This is a genomic window from Streptomyces sp. NPDC024698 (genome assembly GCF_055559015.1).
In genome coordinates, this window is record NZ_JBVHLK010000010.1 from 211,020 (window position 1) to 231,160 (window position 20,141).

The window sequence follows — 20,141 nt, forward strand, 5'->3', positions numbered from 1 at the left end:
CCGGTTGATCCATGCGGTTGTCCATGTGGGAACAGGGGGAATTCGGGTCGGGCCCCGGGCCCCGGGTTCCGGGGTCAGGGGTGAAGCAGCGTCTTGACCATGGCGTCCTCCTTGGCCTGGAACATCGCGTATGCCTTGGGGGCGTCCTCCAGCGGCATGTCGTGGGTCTTGAAGGTGTCCACGCCGAGCGGATCGGCGTCGGTCAGCAGCGGCAGGATGTCCTCGACCCAGCGCCACACGTTCGCCTGGCCCATCCGCAGCTGGATCTGTTTGTCGAACATGGTCAGCAGCGGCATGGGGCTGGCCGCCCCGCCGTACACGCCGGAGACCGAGACCGTGCCCCCGCGCCGTACGAGCTCGATGGCCGTGTGCAGGGCGGTCAGCCGGTCCACCCCCGCTCGCTCCATGAGCGGCTGGGCGACGCTGTCCGGAAGCAGGGTGGTGACCCACTGGGCGGCCTTGGCGAAGTGCGCTCCGTGAGCCTCCATCCCGACGGCGTCGATGACCGCGTCCGGTCCCCGCCCCTCGGTCAACTCCCGTACGGTCTCCTTCAGTTCGGCACCCTCGCGTCGGGCGTCGAAGCAGGTGACACCGTGTGCGGAGGCGCGGGTGAGCCGGTCGGCGACCGGGTCGATCCCGATGACCCGGCCGGCCCCGCGGTGCTGTGCGATCCGGGCCGCCATGTCACCGATCGGGCCGAGCCCGAGGACGGCCACCGTGCCGCCTTCGGGGATGTCGGCGTACTCGACCGCCTGCCAGGCCGTCGGCAGGACGTCCGACAGATAGACGAAGCGGTCGTCCGGCGGTCCGTCCGGGACCTTGATGGGCAGCTTGTTGCCGAAGGGGACCCGCAGCAGTTCCGCCTGGCCGCCCGGGACCTGGCCGTAGAGCTTGGTGTACCCGAAGAGTGACGCGCCGGTGCCGCGTTCGCGGACCTGTGTGGTCTCGCATTGCGAATGCAGCCCGCGGTCGCACATGTAGCAGTCGCGGCACGACACGTTGAAGGGGATCACGACGCGGTCGCCCGGCTTGAGGGCGTGGACCTCGGGTCCGACATACTCGACCACGCCCATGGGTTCGTGTCCCAGGATGTCGCCGGGGTCCAGATAGGGACCGAACAACTCGTAGAGATGGAGGTCGGATCCGCAGATGCCGCTCGACGTGATCCGTACGATCACGTCGTCGGGCTTCTCGATCCGCGGGTCGGGCACGGTCTCCACCCGGACGTCCCTCTTGCCGTGCCAGGTCAGTGCGCGCATGAGTGCTCCTTCTGTCGCGGGGTGCGGCCCCGTCGGGTCAGGCGCTCGTCGGCGGGCCCGGGATCTGCTGGTTGTACCGGCGTGCGGCCCGGTCGTTGAGTCCGCTGCCCAGCCTGCGGACCTTCTCCGTCCAGGTGGAGGCGGACCGATCGATGCCGTGGCCCTGCTCGATCCCGGGCCCGTCCGGGCCGGCGTTGCCGTGGGCCGCCGGGGAAGCGGGCAGGAGCCGGGCGGCGATCCCGCTGAGCCGGGTGACCGTTGTCGGTGCAACCCCGTGCGCCACGGAAGCGGCACGCGCGGCGGGAGTGAGCACCAGACGGGTCCTGCGCCTCTCCAGCGCCCGCACGATGCGCTCCGCCGCACGATCGGCGTCCATCGAGACGACGGGTGCCCCCGAGAGCGCGGAGAACCAGGCGAACTCCCGGGAGGAGTGTCCGCCGAACTCGGCCTGAAGATGTGAGCCGGTGCGCATCAGCCCGGGGTGGACGGTCGTGACGCTGAGGCTTCCTCCGGCCGTCTCGGCCCGCAGGCCCTCGCCCAGCGTCGCGACGGCGGCCTTGGCGCACGAGTACGGCAGCAGATGGGGTACGGCGAGCAGCCCGCCGACCGAGCCGATGAGACACAGCCGGCCCCCGGCCTCGCTCGCGCGCAGCGGCGGGAGTGCCGCCATGGCCGTGTTCACGGCGCCGCCGAAGATGGTGTCCATGGCGTCCTCGAAGGCACCGCTGCCGAGCGACGCCACCGGGGCCACCTGGATGACACCGGCATTGGCGACGACGACGTCCAGCCCGCCGTGCCGGGCGTCCGTCTGCCGGACCACCGACTCCACGGCCTGCCGGTCACGGACGTCGCACACGGCGGTGGAGAACTTCTTGCCGGTCCTTTCCTCCGCCCATGCGGCTCCGCGGCGCAGTTCGTCCCCGTCGCGGGCCGCCATCGTGACCAGGCAGCCGCGCTGGGCCAGGCGTGCGGACAGCAGCAGCCCGAGGCCCCTGGACCCGCCCGTGACCAGTGCGGAGAGGCCGGCCAGTTCCGACCGGCGTGGAGTCGATGTCACTTTCATCACCTCGCTGTCGGGGAGATCGGGAGAGGTCGGGAGGCCAGGAAGGTTCGGCATCGGGCGGAACCTCCGCCGCCGAAGGGCCGGGCCCGCTCGGCTCGCCCCCTACTCCCAGCGCGGCCGCTCCTGTCGGTCGCTGCGCTTGCTGCCGGAGCCGCCGAGCTGATGCGGGGTGAGGCGTTCGCTCTCGTTCGCGGCGCGGGGCACCTCGTTCGGTTCCCTGATCTCCGAGGTCTCGTGCGCGGGCCCCGATCGCGGAAGCCTGGGCTGCTCATGCGTCTGGGGCGGGCCCGGCTCGCGACGGCGTGCCCGGATGCCAAGGCCCACCGCCCACACAAGGGCTCCCACGATGACGAGGCCGCCCAGCAGGGCGCCCAGCGTGCCGATCGCGGCGTTCGACAGCGCGATGCTCCAGTATGCGTGGTTCATGGCGGCCGGGTACCCACGCTCCTGAAGCCCAGACTCCGGATCCTCCGGCGGTGCTCGGCCCGCGCCGGAACGGGTCTGCTTCCGGCAGCCGGGCCCTTTCCCCCCGTAGATCCGGTTTACGCGGGGGCGGGAGGGATACACGAGGTGGATGGTCGCGATGGGGCACTGGACAGGTGCTGAGAGACTGCCGGGCATGGATGTCGCTCGCAGGAACAATGTCACCGTCACCGGCAACCCTCGGGGGCGCACGGTGGTGCTGGCCCATGGGTTCGGATGCGATCAGAACATGTGGCGGCTGAAGGTGCCGGCCCTGGCCGAGGACTACCGGGTGGTGCTGTTCGACTACGTGGGTGCCGGCCGCTCGGACGCGGCCGCGTTCTCGGCCGATCGCTATGCCTCGCTGAGCGGCTACGCCCAGGACGTGGTGGAGGTGTGCGAGGCGCTCGATCTGTCCGACGCGGTGTTCGTGGGCCATTCCGTCAGCGCGATGGTCGGCGTACTGGCGGCCGACCTGGCCCCGGAGCGGATCGGGGCGCTCGTCATGGTGGCCCCGTCCGCGCGGTACATCGACGAGGACGGCTATCGCGGCGGCTTCAGCGCCGACGACATCGACGAGCTGCTGGCGTCACTGGAGTCGAACTATCTGGGCTGGTCGGCGGCGATGGCACCGGTGATCATGGGCAACGCGGACCGGCCGGACCTCGGTGACGAGCTCAAGAACAGCTTCTGCGCCACGGATCCGGAGATGGCGGCCGTCTTCGCCCGCACCACGTTCCTGTCGGACTCGCGGGACGACCTGAAGAAGGTGACGGTGCCGACCCTGGTGCTGGAGTGCACCCAGGACGTGATCGCTCCCCGGGAGGCCGGCGCCTTCGTGCACCGGGCGATCCCCGGTTCGACGCTCGTCACCCTGGACGCGTACGGCCACTGCCCGCACCTGTCCGCGCCCGAAGCCACCAACGACGCCGTCCGTACGTTCCTGGAGAGCCTGCGGTGATGTGCCGCGCCGGTCAGCACCCCGATCCGTACGAGGCCGACGACGAGAAGGTCTCCGGCGTCGCGTTCGCCTCACTGCTGGAGGACAGCGCCGAGGAGCTCTACGAGAGCGCGCCGTGCGGCTATCTGTCCACGCTGATGGACGGCACCGTCGCGAAGATCAACACCACCCTGCTGACCTGGCTCGGCCTGGAGCGCGACGCGGTGGTGGGCCGGATGCGGTTCACCGACCTGCTGACCGTGGGCGGCAAGCTGTACCACGAGACGCACTTCGCGCCGCTGCTGCGGATGAGGGGCGAGATCAACGGCATCGCCCTGGAGATCAAGCAGCCCGGCGGCCGGATGCCGGTGCTGGTCTCCTCCGCGGTCAAGTACGGCGGTACGGGCGAGCCCCTGCTGATCCGCACCACCCTCTTCGACGCCCGCGACCGCCGCGCCTACGAGGAGGAACTCCTGCGCGAGCGCAAGGCGGCCGAGGCGGCGCGCAAGCGGGCGGAAGCGGACCGGGCCCGGCTGGAGGACGCCCTCGCCGTCCTCCAGCAGTCGCTGCTGCCCGACATCCTGCCGCCGATCCCCGGGGTGGACACGGCCGCCCACTACCACACAGCCCATCCCGACCGGCTCGGCGGCGACTTCTACGATGTCTTCCCGATCGACGGCAAGCGCTTCGGATTCTTCCTCGGCGACGTGTGCGGCAAAGGGCCCCAGGCCGCCGCGGTCACCTCACTGACCCGCTACACCCTGCGCGCCGCCGCCCTGCACGACCCCGACCCGCTCTCCGCCCTGAGGACCCTCAATACCGTCCTCTACGAGCGGTACGCGGGCGGCAGCGGCGACCCGCGCTACTGCACCGCGGTCTTCGGCACCCTCGAACCCGACCCCGACACCGGGCACATCGCCGTCCACCTGGCCTCGGGCGGCCATCCGCCGGCCATCGTGCTGCGCGCCGACGGCACCGCCGCGTTCCTGCCGACTCCCGGCGGACTCCTCGTCGGCATCCTGCCCTCCGCCCCCTTCACCGCGGCCGGGACCGTCCTCGCCCCCGGTGACACACTCCTGCTCTACACCGACGGCATCACCGAGGCCCGTACGAGCGACGACCGGACCAGCCTGTTCGGCGACGAGGCTCTTCTCGCCTTCGCCGCCGACCTCGCGGGCAGACCCACTTCCGCCGTCGTCCAGGCACTCACCGGTCTGCTGCACAGCTTCGGAGACGGGCTCGACGACGACACCGCCCTGCTCGCCCTCGGCGTCCCGGCCCCCGACTCCCTGACGAAAAGCACCCGATGAGCCCACTGAAGATCACCACCCGAGATGCCGCCACCGGTCCCGTTCTGGAGATTTCCGGGGAACTCGACTACGACACCGCCCCCGAACTCAGGGAGTTGATCCCCACCGTCACCCTCCGGCCGGGCCAGCGCCTGACGTTGGACCTGGGCGGCGTGGAATTCTGCGACTCCAGCGGACTCAGCGCCCTGATCGCGGCCCACCACCACGCCCTCACCGCACACGCGGACACGGTGCTGGCGGCCGTACCCTCCAACACCCTGCGCCTCCTGCGGATCGCCGGACTCGACCAGATCTTCTCCGTCGTCCAAGGCGGCGACACCGGCCTCGGCGCGGGCCGGAGGCGTTGAACGCGGAACCGGATTCAGGGCGACGCGGCGCGGACCGCGGGACTTGATCCGTAGCGGAACGCGGGTTGGATGGGTGGAAGATCTGATTTCACCCGATCAGGTGGGGAGGCCAATCCGTCCGGCGCGCAGAACCGGATTCCCCGTGTGAGGGATGAAGAGAAGGACCGGAGAGCACGGCTCGGTGTGACGCGTCTGGCGCTGGGTGCGCTGAGCGGAGCGCTGGCCGGGTTCGCCGCGCTGGCGGTGGCCGAACTGGTCGCGGCAGCGGTACGTCCGCAGGCCAGTCCGGTCATCGCGGTGGGTGGCGCGTCCATCGACGCGACGCCCGCCCCGGTCAAGGACTGGGCGATCCGGCACTTCGGTACCAACGACAAGCTCGTGCTCCAGCTCGGCATTCTCGCCGTGCTCGGCGTGCTGGCTCTGACGCTGGGTGTGCTGGCGGTGCGGTTCCGGCGGGTCGGAGCCGCCGGGGTCCTTCTCTTCGGGGTCGTGGGGGCGGCGGCCGCCGTCAGCAGGCCCGACTCGACCGGCTTCACCGACGCGCTGCCCTCGATCGTGGGGGCGCTCGCGGGGGCACTGCTTCTGTATGCGCTGGTGAGCCGCCTGACCGCGGTGAGGCGGTCACCGAGGCCGGCGTCCGCGTCGGTGACGGAGGAGGTGACGGAGGAAGCGGAACGTGCTCTGCCCGCCTCCGAGGGCTGGGACCGGCGGGGATTCGTGCTGGTGGCCGCCTCCGCCGCGGCGGCCTCCGCCGTGGTCGGAGCGGTCGGCCGGTCACTGAACGCCTCGCGCGGACAGGACGCGGTCGCCTCACGCCGTACCGTCGTGCTCCCCAGTCCCCGGTCACCGGCACGAGCGGTGCCCAGAGGTGCTGGACTCCGCGTTCCCGGGATCAGTCCCTTCCTCACTCCGACCGGCGACTTCTACCGGGTGGACACCGCGCTGGTGGTGCCCAAGGTGGACGCCACCAGCTGGCGTCTGCGGATCCACGGCAAGGGCGTACGCCGTCCGGGTACCTACTCCTTCGACGACCTGCTCCGCAGGGAACTGATCGAGCGGGACATCACGCTGACCTGCGTGTCCAACGAGGTCGGCGGCCCCTACGTGGGCAACGCCCGCTGGACCGGCGTACGACTGGCCGATCTGCTGGCCGAGTGCGGGGTGAGACCTCCGTCCCGCGGCGGTCCCGCGGATCAGCTGATCGCGCGTTCGGTGGACGGCATGACGATCGGCAGTCCGGTCGAGGACCTCATGGACGGCCGCGACGCGATGCTCGCCCTCGGCATGAACGGCGAACCGCTGCCCTTCGAGCACGGTTTCCCGGTGCGGATGGTGGTCCCGGGGCTGTACGGGTTCGTGTCGGCCTGCAAGTGGATCGAGGACATCGAGCTCACCACCTTCGACTCCTACGACCCGTACTGGGTCAAGCGCGGCTGGGCCCGCAGGGCGCCGATCAAGACCGAGTCGCGCATCGACACACCCAAGCCGTTCGCCCGGCCCCGAGCCGGCACCGTGATGATCGCCGGGGTCGCCTGGGCCCAGCACCGGGGCATCGACAAGGTCGAGGTCCGCATCGACGACGCCCCTTGGCAGACGGCCCACTTGGCCGCCGAGGACACCCGCGACACCTGGCGCCAGTGGTCCTTTCCCTGGCAGGCGACCAAAGGCGCCCACACCCTCACCGTCCGTGCGACCGACCGCGCGGGCACCGTACAGACCGAGCGGCGCACGCGCACCATCCCCGACGGCGCCAGCGGCCGGCACTCCGTCGTCGTGAGCGTCGAGTGACCGCTCCCGCCCCCTGACAAGGGCCACGTGCCCTCAAAGACCACTTCCCTGCGACACCCCCGAGCGCAGCCGCCTCGTGCTGCGCCTTTCAACAGGAGAACATGATGAACACGCGTATCCGTCGTACCACCGGCCTTCTCGCCGCCGCCGCCGTGCTGCCCCTGGTCATGACCGCCTGCTCCAGTGGCAGCAGTGACTCGGGCAAGTCCGACTCCGCCTCGACGACGGCGGGTTCGGCGACCAAGAGCGCTGACGACATGGGTGGTTCGAGCGCCGGCGCGAGCAGCATGGACCAGCCCTTCGGCCCTGCCTGTTCCTCCGTTCCGAAGAACGGTGCCGGTTCCTTCGACGGCATGTCCAAGGACCCGGTCGCCACCGCGGCCTCCAACAACCCGGCGCTCTCCACCCTCGTGACGGCGGTGAAGAAGGCGGGTCTGGTCGACACCCTCAACAACGCCCAGAACATCACCGTGTTCGCGCCGACCAACGACGCCTTCGCCAAGATCCCGAAGGCCACCCTCGACAAGGTCCTGAACGACAAGGCCCAGCTGACGAAGATCCTGACCTACCACGTCGTGGGCCAGAAGCTGACCCCGAAGGACCTGGAGAACGGCTCCTTCACCACCCTGGAGAAGTCGAAGCTCATGACCTCCGGCTCGGGCGAGTCCTACACGGTCAACGACTCGGCCAAGGTCGTCTGCGGCAACGTGAAGACCGCCAACGCCAACGTGTACATCGTCGACACCGTCCTGATGCCCAAGAGCTGACACCGGCGCACGGCAACGGGCCGACGCGGTCGGACGGTCGGTGAACCAGAACGCAGGTTCTGGTTCACCGACCACAGCGCGGCCGGGTCACCGTGGTTGGCCGAGCACCGGTTTTCCGTCCCGGTCCGGTCCGGTCCGCGACGTCCGGGCCGCCCGGTTCGTGCGCAGTGCCGACCGGCCGTCGCGCCAGGCCGGCAGCAGGCGGGCGGCCAGTCGGTCCTCCAGATGGCCGGTGGCACGGATCCCGAACACCACGTCGGCCTCCAACTGCGGTTCGTCCTCCAGCAGTCCGGCGACCACTTCGTGGCGTACGACCTGTTCGTGGACCGCGTCCGCCTCGACGTGCTCGGTGTAGAACCGGACGGCCGCCGGACCTGCGTCCAGGCGGCTCAGGGCCTGGGCCAGGCGCCGGGAGGCGGGGGAGGAGGTCACCTCCACGGCCGCGAAATGGCCGACGAGCGCTCCGCGCAGGGCACGGTGCAGGCCGAAGAGGGACATCAGGTTGACGGTGGCCAGTGCCGCGGCCGGGGCGGCGTCCAGATAGTGGCCGTAGGAGGTGTCCAGGCCCAGGTCGGCCATCAGGTCGGAGAACAGCCGGGCGTGGATCTCGTCGGCGCGGCCCGCGCCGAACTCGTCGAACTCCACCGCGACCATGCCCGCCTTGGCCCGGCCCCGCAGCCGGGGGAGCACCCAGGAGTGCGGATCGGCCTCCTTGAGGTGGTAGAGGGAGCGCAACGCCGCGTATTCCCGCATCTGTTGCAGGGTGCCGTGGTCGCGGAGGAAGTGCGAGACGCTGCCGTGGTCCTCGCGGACGGGTTCGCGTTGGAGCTCGTCGAGTGCGTGCTCCGCGGTCCCGGGCGGATCGACTTGCGCGTCCGCCCGCACCGCGTGGAGAAATCGATCCTCCAAAGCGGCTCGCAGGGTGAGGAGTTGAGGATCCCATTCACGGTCGTCCGGTACGCCGTCGAAGCCGCGGTAGTGAAGTTCGTAGAGGACGTACAGGGCGAGGTGGAGATCGCCGCCGTACGCGTCCGCCTCCGCGGGACGCAGGGGGACGACGGCGTTCGATCCGCGCAGCGCGCCGAGGAGCCTGGCCGAGACCGGGCCGCGTGGTTCGGGCAGGCGCACGGCCGTCATGACGTCTCGTCCGGTTTCGTACGACGGCGGTGGCTGGTGTCGCACCACGGCGGGGTCCGTGTGCGACGGCAGGTGCAGACCGCCACCACGAAGCGATGTGACACGGTCGACTTCCCGTCCTCGCCCACGATCTCGACGGGGCCCTCCACCAGGAGCGGCCCCTCGCGCTGGACCCGGATGCGGCGGGGGCGTTCAGGCGTGTTCGGCACGGATGACCACCAGTTCCTCTGTCGTACGGCCGGTCACCAGCCCGCGCTCGCGCAGCCAGCCGAGCCGTGAGCGCAGTACGGGTCCGAAGGGCAGCCGGATGCGCTCGACGACCTCCGCTCGCAGCCCGCCCGCCCGCAGCCGGGCCAGTGTCTCCTCGACACCGCTGAGGTGCGACTGCACGATCAGCAGCCGTCCGGCAGGGCGCAGGACCGCCGGGGCCGACGCGCAGATGCGGTCGATCAGCAGGCGCCCGTCCGTTCCCGCGTCCCACGCGCGGGCGCTGCCCCGGGGCCGCGCATCGCCCGGGGCGGGCACGTACGGCGGGTTGGTGACCACCAGGTCGAACCGGCGGCCCGGTACGGCGGCCGCCAGATCCCCGTGGCGCACTCTCACCATGTGCCCGTTGAGCAGTCCGTTGCACCACGCGGCGGCCACGGCCCGCCAGGAGATGTCCACCGCCGTCACCCGGGCACCCAGCCGGGCCGCCTCCACCGCGAGCGCGCCACTGCCCGTGCCGAGGTCGAGGACCTCGGTGCGGCCGGTGATCCGCTCCCGGCGCAGCGCCCCTCTGAGCAGTCCGGTGTCGGTCTGGGGGCGGTAGACCCCCGGCGGGATCCAGCAGCGGGACGGGGAGGCGGGGGCCGGCTCGCAGGTGCGGTGGACGAGGTACGCCTTCACGGTTCCGCTCCGAACGTGATCGAGGTGGCGGACGCACCGGTCGGGAGCCGGTGGCGCCACACGAGTACCCCTGAGCCGCAGACGTAACGACCGTGCCGTGTCGAGGGGGACGGGAGCCGCGTGGAGACCGGACCCCTGCCTGTTCAATCCGGTCAAAAATGCCTAAATCTCGTAAATCGCGGAACTTGGGAGGCAAGGAGGAAGGACATCGCGCGAGCCTGATGGCCGGACGGGTGGTCCGGCAGGAGGCCGGCGCCGCCCCCCGCGCGTGCCGGGGCCCGCGAACAGGACTGTCGAGTGTGGTTGCGGAGGAGGCTCGCCGCTGTGTCGACCGACCCGAGAAGGGTGAGACCGGGCCGCGCCGAGAAGCCGGTCCTGGGAACGCCGTCGATCCGCGCCCGGAAGCCGAGCGGGGTCGAGCCGCTGGCGGAGTCGCTGGCGCTGGCCGTCCGTCGCGCCGGGGCGTCGGGCGGCGGCATCTACCTCGTGGACGACACCAGGCAGCTTCTGGCACTCACGGTGGGGTGCGGGCTGCCGAGTGATGCCGCCGCGGCCTGGTGGCAGGTGCCCGTGACCGCGTCCGTCCCGGTCGGCGACGCGTTCCGTGAAGACCGCGTCGTGTGGGTGGGCTCGCAGGAGGAGATGGCCCTCTCCTATCCCCAGACCGCGGCGGCCTTTCCTTACCAGTACGCGCTCGCCTCGGCACCGCTGTCCGGCCGCAGCCGCTGCTGGGGCGTCCTGTTCCTGATCTGGCCGGCCGGCCACTCCGGGCGCGCCTCGCCCAGGGAAAGAGGAAACTTCGCCGCCCTCGGCCGACGCGTCGCCCGGGTGATCGAGCAGGCAGGCAGGGCGTTCGTCCCGCCGGACGAGCCGCACATGATCCCCGTGGACGACGTCTCCGAGAGCTACGCCCTGTCCGCCCACGCCCCCGCCGATCTGCTGGAACGGCTGCCGGAAGGCTTCGTCGCCCTCGACCTCGAGGGCAGGATCACCTTTCTCACCAGCCGGGCCGCGACCCTCCTCGGCCGCCACGCCGGCCGGCTCCTGGGAACCAGGCCCTGGCAGTCCCTGCCCTGGATGGACCAGGTCCTCGTCGAGGACCACTACCGCACCGCGGTCATCAGCCGCGAGTCCGTCGCCTTCACCGTGCTGCGGCCGCCCGACACCTGGCTAGACATCGATCTCCACCCCGATTCCAGCGGCATCAGCGTCCGGGTCAAGGCCCGCGGCTCGGCGCCGGACGACCCGCCCGGGGCAGCCTCTCCGGCGGCGAGCGGGGCGTCCGTCGGCCGTCTGTACCAGCTCGTGCATCTGGCGGCGGCCCTGACGGACGTGGTCGGTGTGCAGGACGTGGTCGACCTGATCGCCGTGCAGATCCTGCCCGCCTTCGGGGCCGACGGCATGGTCCTGTCCGCAGCCGACGCCGGACGCCTCAGGATCATGGGCCACCACGGCTACGGCCCGGAGACCATCGAAAGCCTCGACGGCCTTCCGGTGGACACGGGCCTCACGCCCGCGGGCGAGGCGCTGCTCAGAGGGGTTCCCCTGTTCTTCACCGATCCCGACGAACTCGCCCGCGACTATCCCGCCGCACCACGGATCAGCGGAAAGCAGGCCTGGGCCTTCCTCCCGCTCATCAGCGACGCCCGCCCCGTCGGGTGCTGCATCCTCACCTACGCCCGCCCGCACACCTTCACGGCCGACGACCGGGCCATCCTCACGTCGCTGGGCGGACTCGTCGCCCAGGCACTCGACCGGGCCCGCCTCTACGACGCCAAGCACGACCTGGCCCACACGCTTCAGCAGGCACTGCTCCCGCGCAGCCTGCCCACCGTCAGCGGCCTTGAGGTGGCGGCGCGCTACCTCCCCGCCGGTCACGGCATGGACGTGGGCGGAGACTTCTACGACCTCATCCGACTCGACCACTCGACCGCGGCGGCTGTCATCGGCGACGTCCAGGGCCACAACATGGCGGCCGCCGCCCTCATGGGACAGGTCCGTACGGCCGTCCACGCCACGGCGGGAGCGAGCCCGGACGAAGTGCTCGCCCGCACCAACCGCGTCCTGGCCGACCTCGAACCCGACCTCCTCGTCTCCTGTCTGTACGCGCACATCGACCTGGCTCGCGGTCGGATGGGCGTCGCCAGCGCGGGCCACGTGCCGCCCCTGTTGCACCGGCCCGGGGAACGTCCCGGTGTGCTGGAGATCGATCCGGGTCCGTTGCTCGGCATCGGTGTCGACCTCGCGTACCCGATCACCACGGTCCCGATGCCCCCGGGGACGACCCTCGCCCTGTACACCGACGGCCTGGTCGAGGTGCCCGGCACCGACCTCGACCGGATGACGAGCGGTCTCGCGCAGCTCCTCGCGGGCCGGTCACGGCCGGCGAAGCTCGTCGACGAGCTCATCCACCACTCCTGGCCGCACGGCCTTCCGACCGACGACATCGCCGTACTCCTTCTGAAGACCGGCGAAGTCTGAAGACCGGCGAAGTCCGAGGGCCGCCGGAGCCTGACGCCCGCGAGCCGACGGGTGCGGGATCAGACGGGTGACGTCGGCGGGTTCGGAAGGCATGACGGCCGTCGCCGGGGCAGCATCCGGATGACTTCAGCCAAAGGTGCCGTCACGTTCGTACGAGGTGGAAGGGGGAGCCGGTGCTCGGCCAGGCGATGGGGGCGATGCTGCCGGCCGCGTTGGCGGTCGCGCTCAGTCCCTTCCCTCTGATCGGGATCATCCTGATCCTGTCCGGCGCGCACGGACGCCGCAACGGCCTGCTGTTCGCGGCCGGGTGGATCACCGGCCTCACGATCGCGGCCACGCTCGTCGCGTCGCTGCTCGGCGGCGCCGACGACCCCGACAGCACGTCGTCGGCGGTCGCGGACTGGGGCCGGATCCTCGCCGGCGGAGCCCTCGTCGCCCTCGGAGCTCGCACCTGGTGGACACGCCCGCGCGCCGGTGAGCGGGAGCGGCAGCCACGCTGGATGGCCTCCCTCGACGACGCCGGTGCCGGACGGGCGTTGCTCCTGGGCGCCCTCCTCGCGGGAGCCAACCCCAAGAACCTCGTCCTGACCGCGTCGGCCACCACGTCGATCGTCGAGGCCGGGGCACATGACGTCGGCCTCGTCACGGCCGTCGCCGTCTACGTCCTCATCGCCTCGTGCACGGTCCTCGGCTCCGTCGGCCTGCACCTCGCCGGCGGACGGCGCGCCGCGTCGTTCCTGGACACCGTCAGGGAGTTCATGGTCACCAACAGCACCGTGATCACGGTGATCGTGCTGCTGCTCCTGGGCGCCGGCGTCCTGGGAGACGGGCTGTCCGGGCTGGATCGGTGAGACCTGTGGCCGAACGCCGCGGGCGACCGTGGCGCGGCCGGGCCGGTCGCGCGGCCGACGGTCCCTGCCGGTCGGGCCCGTGCGCGCCGGGGACCGCTGTCAGTGAGTGAGGGTGTCTGTACGCGGGGCCCTGTCAGCCCACGCCCATGCGGAGATACCTCACCCCGCAGTCGCGGCAGAAGGGATCGGACTCGGGGGTGCCCCATGCCTTCGGTGGCTGTGTCCAGGCGGCCGGGTCGAGCCGCCGCCCGCACAGCGACACCGTCTCGCCCGCCCCCGTCATGTGCCACAGCGCGACCCGGGCACCGACCGACTCGGGCGGGGCGTCCTGCGCGTACTCGGCGCGCAATGCGTACTCCACGAGCCCTCCTCGCTTCCTGCCGTGCCCGTCGTGTGGCCTGGCATTGTCCGAAGGACTCCCGTCGGGTTCCCCCGCTGACGCGGGCGAATCAACGGACGGACGCCCTGGGGGACTGCGAGGGCAGGCGCCAGGGCGGGGCTACGCGATTACGGCGTGATCGGCGAAGATCTGGGCACCTCAGCCAGGGCGTGGAGGTGCTCCAGCGCGTCAAGGACGACGGTTCGCCCGTACCAGGAGTTCCAGCGCGCCAGGTCGCCGGCCAGCGTCCGCAGACCGGTGAACTGTACGTCCGCCAGCCAGGGACCCGGCCGGGAGTGGTGGACGGTGATGGCGCCCGAGCACACGCCGTCCTCGGCGAGGACGGGCACCGCGTACAGGGCGCGGCTGCCCGCGGCCGACGCGGTGCGGCCCACCTCGGTCGCCACGAGGTCGGGGTCGGTCGTGACGTCTGCGACGAACACCGGCCGTCCGAGCAGACGAGCCCGCGCGCACACGGCCGGCGGGTCGCCGACCTGGGCGATCTGATCCCGATAGGCGGAGGCGAGACCCAAGTGGGCTTCCAGGACAAGGGAGTTGTCCAGAGCGGGGTCGACCAGATGCACCTCCGCGCCCTCCGCGTCGGCGACGGTGACCACCTCGTCCACGAGCGTGCGCAGCAATTGCCGCCGGTCGTACGCCACTTGGTCGGGGACGTCCAGCAGTTCGGGAGACGGCGGGGGAGTACGCAGGCGGCCCGGGAACCACTCGGACGAGCGCGCGGCGGGGCGTGGGGCGGTGACCACGGTGGAGGCGAGGATGCCCAGCGGCACGTTGTGACGCCGGGAGGCTTCACGGAGCAGGTCGAGGGCCTCCTGGAAGCCGTCCAGGGTGTAGCGCTCGAACACGATTCCCTGGGCCAGGCCGATGACGGCACCGGCACGGACCTTGGCGTGCGGGCCGAGGGCGTCGTCCGACTCGTACACCGACTGGCACGCCGACTCGTGTGTCGCCCGGCCCGCCGGCTCCTCCGCCGTCTCGACGCGATGAGGCGGCGCGACCTCGAGCAGCGCGGCCAGCGCCGCGTCGAGCGTGGGACAGACCCGCAGGCCGGGCGCCGGCGCCAGGGTGAAGATCTCTCGCACATGCGGGGTGGAGACGACCACCAGGACCGGATGGTCGGAGCGAGGACGTGTGTGGGTGTCCAGCACATGGATGCCGGCCGCGCTCACCAGCCGCAGTCCCGTCAGATCGAGGATCACACGCCGGCGTGGGCCCACTGTCCGAAGGTGTGCGGTGAGCTCCTGGCCGAGTGCGGCGGCACCCTCGGTGTCGAGAACGCCGGACAGACAGAGCACGTCCGCGCCGTTCGTCACCCGCCGTACGGCGAGCGTCGCGTTCAGCTCCCGACGACCGGACCGCGAGGCCACCGCCTGTTCCTGTGACATGCGGCCCGTCCTTCCCGGAACGTCGGCCGCTGTCCGACCCTTCCTCCACCTTCGACCCGTGCGGGCGGAAGGGCAAGGAGCGGGGCAGGCATGGCCCGAAGTGTCGCTCGCCGCCGTCGGATACGCCCGGCACCTGACATCGTGCGCCGCACCGCGCGGCACCGGCCGAGCCAAGGGGCGGGCTACCCCGGCTCCGTCCGGTGTACCGCGGTGAGGGTCGCGTACACCACGATGTTGCCCCTGTATCCGCTGTCCCCGGCCTCGCCCCCGCAGGTGATGACGCGGAGTTCGGGCCGGCCGGAGCTGCCGTAGACCTTCTTCTCGGGGAACCTGTCCTTGTCGTAGACCTCCACGGCGTCGACCGTGAAGACGGCGGTACGACCGTCCGCCCGGCTGACCTCGACGGATGCGCCCTTGGTGACGGCGCCGAGCCGGTAGAAGACTCCGGGCTCTCCGGCGCGCGTGTCCACATGTCCCGTGGTCACGGCCGTGCCCCGGGAACCGGGGGTCGTGCCGCCGCCGTACCAGCCGGCGACCCCGGCGTCGCCTTCGGGCGGGGGCCGCAACGCCCCCGCCTTGTCGAGGCCCAGCCGCGCGAGGGACGCGTTCACGCCGATCGCGGGGATACGAAGCCGGACGGGCTCGGAGCGGGGCAGCGGCGGCACGTCCGCGTGTGCCGTCGGGCCGGGGTGACCCGCCGAAGGTGTGGAGAAGGCCTGGTCGGCCGACGGCTGCGGGGGCCGCCGGTCGATCATCGTGCCGAGCACCAGCAGGATGCCCGCCACCAGCGCCAGCACCAGATACGTGACCGGGGGGACGGACGTGCGCGGGGTCGTACCGGCCCTGTCCCTGGATTCCTTCACAGTCGAGCCTCTTGCCTGGAGGGTGCCGACGGGGTCCGCTCCCGCGGTCCGGGGGACGGACCCCGCGTGGCCGGGTGACCGGAGCGGAAGGTCAGGACCGGGCGCCGTCGTGCGAACGGCGGCGCATCCTGAACAGGGCCCCGGCGGCGGCCGCGGCGATCAGCGCACTGCCCACGGCGACCTGGGTGTTGGTGTCCGTGGCGTCACCGAAGCCGGCCTGGATCGCACCGTTCGGCTGCTGTTCGGCGATCTGGTACGTATCCGTCAGCTTGATCCGCGGCGGGCACTTCACGGTCACGGTGTCGATGCCGGACGCGCCCTCCGCCGGGATCTGGAACTCTCCCGCGAGCACGCCCTTCTGGTTGCCGCCGAACATGTTGAACTGGCCGCCCACCGTCGACTGGCCCTTGCCGTACGTCACGTCGGGGCCGCAGGCCGTGGTGGTGACCCGGACCGTGGAGCCCGGCAGCGCACTGCCCGGGTTGATGCGGAGCTGCGTGTCGTCGGCTGCCACGGCGGCCGGGCTCTGGAGCGCCATGACCCCGAGGAGCAGTCCGACACCGAGGCCAACATGTGTGTTTCGCAAGGGAATCCTCCGGCAAGGCAGTGGCCGAACCGTCCGCTCGGCGCTCCTGTGGTCTCCACCGACGAGAAAACCGACGCTCCGTCAGCTCCGCAACAGGAGACGAGGACCCCGGCGTCACCCGGCCAGCCGCAGCCACCGCTCACCCGCCCGGCGTTTACGCAGGTCGTGGAAGCGGATGCGGCGCGGCGAACGTGCCGTCCCGGGTGGCGGATGGGCTAACGATCTTCATCCCCGAACGGGGCCATGCCTCGGCACCGCTTCACGGAACGCTGACCTCCGGGGCGGCGTCGACGCTGCCGCTGTCGTTCCTCGTGGTCGGGGCGTGTGCCGGAAGGCGACGCACCGAGGGGACACACAGGAGCGCCAGCGAGGCGGGGACCGCGATCAGCGTCATCCCGTACAGCGTGGGGCGCAGGCCCAGGGAATCGGACACCGGGCCGGCGACCGCGAGGCCCAGCGGCATGAGTCCCGCCGAGAGGAGATAATCGTAGGAGCTCACACGGGACAGGGCGGCTTCCGGGATGTGTGTCTGGAGCGCGGTTTCCCAGGTGACGAAGAAGAGGGAGACGCCCACGCCGGTGACCGCTTCGAGGACGGCTGTCACGGCGACCGTCGCGCCGGACCCGATGATGACCGCCTGACAGGAGCCCACGGCCAGCGCGGCGGCCGCGAGCGCCATCGGACGGGCGACCTTGAGCCGGTAGGCACAGACGTCCCCGACGATGGACCCGATGCCGAAGCCCGCGGTCACGACCGACCAGCCCGCCGCACCACCCCACTGCCGCTCGGCCAGGACGGGCCCCAGGACGAACACGGACGGCAGCACGACGATGTGGTAGACCGACATCGCCGCCATACCGGACCACACCCACGTCCGGCTGCGTACCTGTGCCCAACCCCCGCGCAGCTCCGCGAGAAACGTTCCTCCCGAGGCGGCGGGTGACGCCTCGGGCGTCATGGCGCGCGGCGTCAGCCGGGCCAGGAACGCGGCGCTGACCGCGAACGTCAGCGCGTCCACCGCCAGCGCGCCGCCGGGGCCCGCCAAGGCCACCAGGCCTCCGGCGAGGGCGGGGCCGACCACTAGACCGGCCGACTGGACGAACCCGCGCAGGGCGTTCGCCTCCCGCAGCCGGTCGGCCCCGACGAGCAGCGGCATCAGCCCGGTGGCCGCGGGCATGAAGAACGCGTCGGCGGTGCCGAACACGATCATCAGGAGCACGAGATGCCCGACCTCGGCGACTCCGGTCAGCAGCAGGACCGCGGCGAGCCCCTGCACCACGAACCGCACCAGGTCCGACGCCAGCATGATGCGGTGCCGCTGGAAACGGTCCGCCCACACCCCGCCCACCAGGCCGAACAGCAACGTGGGGATGAGCGCGGCGGCGGCCAGCAGGCCCACGTCCGAGGCGGATCCGCCCACGGAGAGCACGGCGAAGGGCACGGCGATGAACGACACACGGTCGCCCAGCACCGACAGGCACTGCCCGATGAACAGACGGGCGAACTGGGGCTCGTCACGGAGCACACCAGGAACCAAGGACTTCACGAAACGACCGATCAGGGGCGGAGGACATGAACTGCGGGCGCCCGATGGTAAGCAATGCCGTCCTCGCAGGTCACCTCGATTACGTCGGCCGGAGCCGGTCGAGGATGTGCGGCCAGGCGGCCGCTCCCAGGAGCGCGTCGGCCGCGGGAGTGCCTCCGTACAGGAAGTACGGGGATGCGGGGGCCGGGCTCTCACCGGGGAGACGCGGCCGGTGGCCGGCGTCGTGGCGGGCCACCAGCTCGACCGTGCTCCCGGCCGAGCGCCGGAGTCGGGCCAGCCGTTCGGCGAAGGGGAGGGAAGGCCACATGGCGTCGTCGCCACCCGCGACGAGGACCAGATCGGCGCGGGCCCTGCCGACCGGGATCTCCGCCAGGGGGAGCAAGGGCGCGAAACTCCGCTCGCTGAGCTCGTACCAGCCGCGGATGGCGACCGGGTCGCCCTCCGGTTCCGCCTGCGTCCAGGAGTCGTCGACCGGGACGAAGGGCAGCGGCCGGCCCTTCCAGGTCCACGAGGAGCGGTGGGGGCGGTCCTTGCCGTCGAGGCCCGGTCCGACGTTGCACCAGACGTGCGAGGTGGGTGAGACCGCGATGACGACGTCCACCCGGGGGTCGTGGACAGCGGTCACCAGAGCCGCCTCCGCCCCCTTGGAGGCACCGAGGATCCCGATGCGCCCGGCCCCGTTCGCGACGAGGAGGTCGACCGCGGCGGTGAAGGTCTCCAGGGGTGTCTCGCAGATGCCCGGAGGCTGCCCCGGCCCGCCGAACCAGCGGATGGACAGCGCCGTCATGCCCTGCCGGGCCAGGAGGCGCGCCCTCTCCCGTTCGACGCGTCCGCTGGAACCGGCCAGCACCAGGACGCCGACGTCACCGCCGCGGGCGGGCGCGACCAGCACCCCCTCCCAGGGACGGATCAGCTCGTGTTCGACAAGGTCCACGTGTCCCCCAGCGCCGGCGTTCGTGTCACGGTGAGCGGATCATCTGCGCCCGCACACCGTAATGATCGGACAGATAGGCCTGGCGGCCGTCGTCCAGGGTCACCTCGTCCTGGAACACGAGGTCGGCGTCGCCGGTCAGTGTCTGCCCGGCGGCGGCCCTGACCAGTACGTGGTCCAGGGCCGGCGGCGACGGCCATCGAGGTGTCGGCCGATAGGTCGGGCGGGTGTCGCCGGCCAGGAGGTCGCGCAGCCCCGCCGCGGTGACGAAGTCGGACAGTGCCGCCGAGTCGCGGGGAAGGTTCAGGTCACCGGCCACGGCGAGGGGCACGGACGGGTCGACGGCCGCGATCAGCCCGGTGAGCCGGGCCAGTTCGGCATGAGCGATGCGCGTGTAGCGGTTCGTGGGGGACCAGTCGTCGTCCCGGTTGGCCGACAAGTGGGTGTTCAGGAGCACCAGTTCACCGTCGGGGGTGGCGACGGACGCCACCTGGACACCCTTGCGCATGAGGAGTTCGCCGCGCACCGGGCCCGTCATCGGGTACGGCACGAACCGTGACCGGCTGATCGGCCACCGGGACAGCAGCACCAGGCCGCCCTTGAGCAGGACCGTGCCGGAGCAGGCGCAGTACCGGTACGCGGGGGCGGCACGACGGATCAGGCGGGCGTGGCGGCGGAACATGACCTCCTGTAGGCAGACGATGTCGTAGTCGGACCGGTCGAGCGCCGCGCCGAGGGCACGCAGCCGTGCCGGGACGTCGCCGGTGAAGAGAGCGTTCATGGTCAGCAGTCGCAGGGCCTGCACGAAACCTGTCACCTTCCGCGGGGCAGCTGTTCGGACGCTCTGATGACGCCGAGCCGTGTCGGTCGGTTCCGGGTCCGCCCAGTGTTCCGCGTCGTGCCGCCCGGGCACGCCCGTGGCGGGCCGGGCCGAGGTCAGGTGTCGGCGGTGTTCGCCGTCTTCGCGGCGACAAGTCAGCGCGCAGCGGGATCTCGCGCGCTCGCACAGGCCATCGACCGTCGTGTGCGTTCGGCTGTGGGCCTAGGTGTATTGATCACGAGCGTTGTTGACACTGGCGGGTCTTGAACATGGCGAAGACCTCCGATGTGGTGGAGCTGTCTAGGACTGCACCGCAC

The 20,141-nt window shown here is 71.5% G+C and carries 20 protein-coding genes; 7 read left to right on the forward strand and 13 right to left on the reverse strand.

The annotated features are described in order from the left end of the window. Nucleotides 1-74 precede the first annotated feature (74 nt). The 3 genes from ACZ4AA_RS23575 to ACZ4AA_RS23585 all read right to left on the reverse strand — a co-directional run bounded on the left by ACZ4AA_RS23575 (nucleotide 75) and on the right by ACZ4AA_RS23585 (nucleotide 2,748). Nucleotides 75-1,259 (reverse strand): zinc-dependent alcohol dehydrogenase, encoded by a 1,185-nt coding sequence (locus tag ACZ4AA_RS23575; protein WP_467605886.1) that lies wholly within the window; start codon nucleotides 1,257-1,259, stop codon nucleotides 75-77. A 37-nt stretch (nucleotides 1,260-1,296) separates the two neighbouring features. Beyond that, nucleotides 1,297-2,322 (reverse strand): SDR family NAD(P)-dependent oxidoreductase, encoded by a 1,026-nt coding sequence (locus tag ACZ4AA_RS23580; protein ID WP_467605888.1) that lies wholly within the window; start codon nucleotides 2,320-2,322, stop codon nucleotides 1,297-1,299. 102 nt (nucleotides 2,323-2,424) lie between these two features. Then, the gene (locus ACZ4AA_RS23585; protein WP_467605890.1) at nucleotides 2,425-2,748 is read right to left on the reverse strand and encodes a DUF6479 family protein; all 324 of its coding nucleotides are present in this window, start codon (nucleotides 2,746-2,748) and stop codon (nucleotides 2,425-2,427) included. Nucleotides 2,749-2,941: 193 nt separating this feature from the next. Between ACZ4AA_RS23585 and ACZ4AA_RS23590 the strand changes: the two genes are divergently transcribed. The 5 genes from ACZ4AA_RS23590 (at nucleotide 2,942) to ACZ4AA_RS23610 (ending at nucleotide 7,936) form a co-directional block, all read left to right on the forward strand. Beyond that, complete coding sequence (locus tag ACZ4AA_RS23590) at nucleotides 2,942-3,745, forward strand: alpha/beta fold hydrolase (RefSeq protein ID WP_467605892.1); 804 nt, start codon at nucleotides 2,942-2,944, stop codon at nucleotides 3,743-3,745. After that, nucleotides 3,745-5,034: a PP2C family protein-serine/threonine phosphatase gene (locus ACZ4AA_RS23595; protein ID WP_467605896.1), complete on the forward strand. Its 1,290-nt coding sequence runs from the start codon at nucleotides 3,745-3,747 to the stop codon at nucleotides 5,032-5,034. Before ACZ4AA_RS23590 ends, ACZ4AA_RS23595 begins: the two co-directional genes overlap by 1 nt. After that, nucleotides 5,031-5,381, forward strand: a complete 351-nt coding sequence (locus tag ACZ4AA_RS23600) for an STAS domain-containing protein (RefSeq protein ID WP_467605899.1) — start codon at nucleotides 5,031-5,033, stop codon at nucleotides 5,379-5,381. The genes ACZ4AA_RS23595 and ACZ4AA_RS23600 overlap by 4 nt, the downstream gene beginning before the upstream one ends. A 144-nt stretch (nucleotides 5,382-5,525) precedes the next feature. Further along, nucleotides 5,526-7,169 carry a sulfite oxidase gene (locus tag ACZ4AA_RS23605; protein ID WP_467605902.1) on the forward strand — a complete coding sequence of 548 codons (1,644 nt, stop codon included), beginning with the start codon at nucleotides 5,526-5,528 and terminating at the stop codon, nucleotides 7,167-7,169. 104 nt (nucleotides 7,170-7,273) lie between these two features. Continuing rightward, on the forward strand, nucleotides 7,274-7,936 hold the full coding sequence (locus ACZ4AA_RS23610; protein ID WP_467605904.1) for a fasciclin domain-containing protein: 663 nt from the start codon (nucleotides 7,274-7,276) through the stop codon (nucleotides 7,934-7,936). A gap of 87 nt (nucleotides 7,937-8,023) precedes the next feature. Here ACZ4AA_RS23610 and ACZ4AA_RS23615 read toward each other — a convergent pair whose 3' ends face one another. Genes ACZ4AA_RS23615 through ACZ4AA_RS23625 form a run of 3 tightly spaced genes read right to left on the reverse strand, consistent with a single transcriptional unit; the run spans nucleotide 8,024 to nucleotide 9,898 of the window. After that, nucleotides 8,024-9,073 (reverse strand): iron-containing redox enzyme family protein, encoded by a 1,050-nt coding sequence (locus ACZ4AA_RS23615; RefSeq protein WP_467605907.1) that lies wholly within the window; start codon nucleotides 9,071-9,073, stop codon nucleotides 8,024-8,026. Then, the gene (locus ACZ4AA_RS23620) at nucleotides 9,070-9,282 is read right to left on the reverse strand and encodes a CDGSH iron-sulfur domain-containing protein (RefSeq protein WP_467605910.1); all 213 of its coding nucleotides are present in this window, start codon (nucleotides 9,280-9,282) and stop codon (nucleotides 9,070-9,072) included. The genes ACZ4AA_RS23615 and ACZ4AA_RS23620 overlap by 4 nt, the downstream gene beginning before the upstream one ends. Then, a complete protein-coding gene (locus ACZ4AA_RS23625; RefSeq protein WP_467605965.1) occupies nucleotides 9,266-9,898 on the reverse strand; it encodes a HemK2/MTQ2 family protein methyltransferase in 633 nt (210 codons plus the stop codon). Before ACZ4AA_RS23625 ends, ACZ4AA_RS23620 begins: the two co-directional genes overlap by 17 nt. A 486-nt stretch (nucleotides 9,899-10,384) precedes the next feature. On the opposite strand from ACZ4AA_RS23625, the gene ACZ4AA_RS23630 reads away from it, so the two are divergent. Both ACZ4AA_RS23630 and ACZ4AA_RS23635 read left to right on the forward strand, forming a co-directional pair. After that, nucleotides 10,385-12,442, forward strand: a complete 2,058-nt coding sequence (locus ACZ4AA_RS23630) for a SpoIIE family protein phosphatase (RefSeq protein ID WP_467605970.1) — start codon at nucleotides 10,385-10,387, stop codon at nucleotides 12,440-12,442. Between the two features lie 173 nt (nucleotides 12,443-12,615). Next, on the forward strand, nucleotides 12,616-13,293 hold the full coding sequence (locus ACZ4AA_RS23635) for a GAP family protein (RefSeq protein WP_467605912.1): 678 nt from the start codon (nucleotides 12,616-12,618) through the stop codon (nucleotides 13,291-13,293). A 133-nt stretch (nucleotides 13,294-13,426) separates the two neighbouring features. Here ACZ4AA_RS23635 and ACZ4AA_RS23640 read toward each other — a convergent pair whose 3' ends face one another. The 7 genes from ACZ4AA_RS23640 to ACZ4AA_RS23670 form a co-directional block, all read right to left on the reverse strand. Beyond that, nucleotides 13,427-13,654, reverse strand: coding sequence for a hypothetical protein (locus ACZ4AA_RS23640; protein WP_467605916.1), 228 nt, complete (start codon nucleotides 13,652-13,654; stop codon nucleotides 13,427-13,429). 146 nt (nucleotides 13,655-13,800) lie between these two features. Next, nucleotides 13,801-15,078, reverse strand: a complete 1,278-nt coding sequence (locus tag ACZ4AA_RS23645) for a GAF domain-containing protein (RefSeq protein ID WP_467605920.1) — start codon at nucleotides 15,076-15,078, stop codon at nucleotides 13,801-13,803. A 182-nt stretch (nucleotides 15,079-15,260) separates the two neighbouring features. Beyond that, nucleotides 15,261-15,833 (reverse strand): class F sortase, encoded by a 573-nt coding sequence (locus ACZ4AA_RS23650; protein WP_467605976.1) that lies wholly within the window; start codon nucleotides 15,831-15,833, stop codon nucleotides 15,261-15,263. A gap of 199 nt (nucleotides 15,834-16,032) precedes the next feature. Further along, entirely contained in the window at nucleotides 16,033-16,527 is a 495-nt protein-coding gene (locus ACZ4AA_RS23655) for a sortase (RefSeq protein WP_467605924.1), read from the reverse strand. Between the two features lie 259 nt (nucleotides 16,528-16,786). Further along, nucleotides 16,787-18,052 (reverse strand): MFS transporter, encoded by a 1,266-nt coding sequence (locus tag ACZ4AA_RS23660; protein ID WP_467605929.1) that lies wholly within the window; start codon nucleotides 18,050-18,052, stop codon nucleotides 16,787-16,789. A gap of 100 nt (nucleotides 18,053-18,152) precedes the next feature. Beyond that, nucleotides 18,153-19,007 carry an acyl-CoA thioester hydrolase/BAAT C-terminal domain-containing protein gene (locus ACZ4AA_RS23665; RefSeq protein WP_467605933.1) on the reverse strand — a complete coding sequence of 285 codons (855 nt, stop codon included), beginning with the start codon at nucleotides 19,005-19,007 and terminating at the stop codon, nucleotides 18,153-18,155. Nucleotides 19,008-19,032: 25 nt separating this feature from the next. After that, nucleotides 19,033-19,809 carry an endonuclease/exonuclease/phosphatase family protein gene (locus ACZ4AA_RS23670; protein ID WP_467605937.1) on the reverse strand — a complete coding sequence of 259 codons (777 nt, stop codon included), beginning with the start codon at nucleotides 19,807-19,809 and terminating at the stop codon, nucleotides 19,033-19,035. Nucleotides 19,810-20,141: the final 332 nt, after the last annotated feature.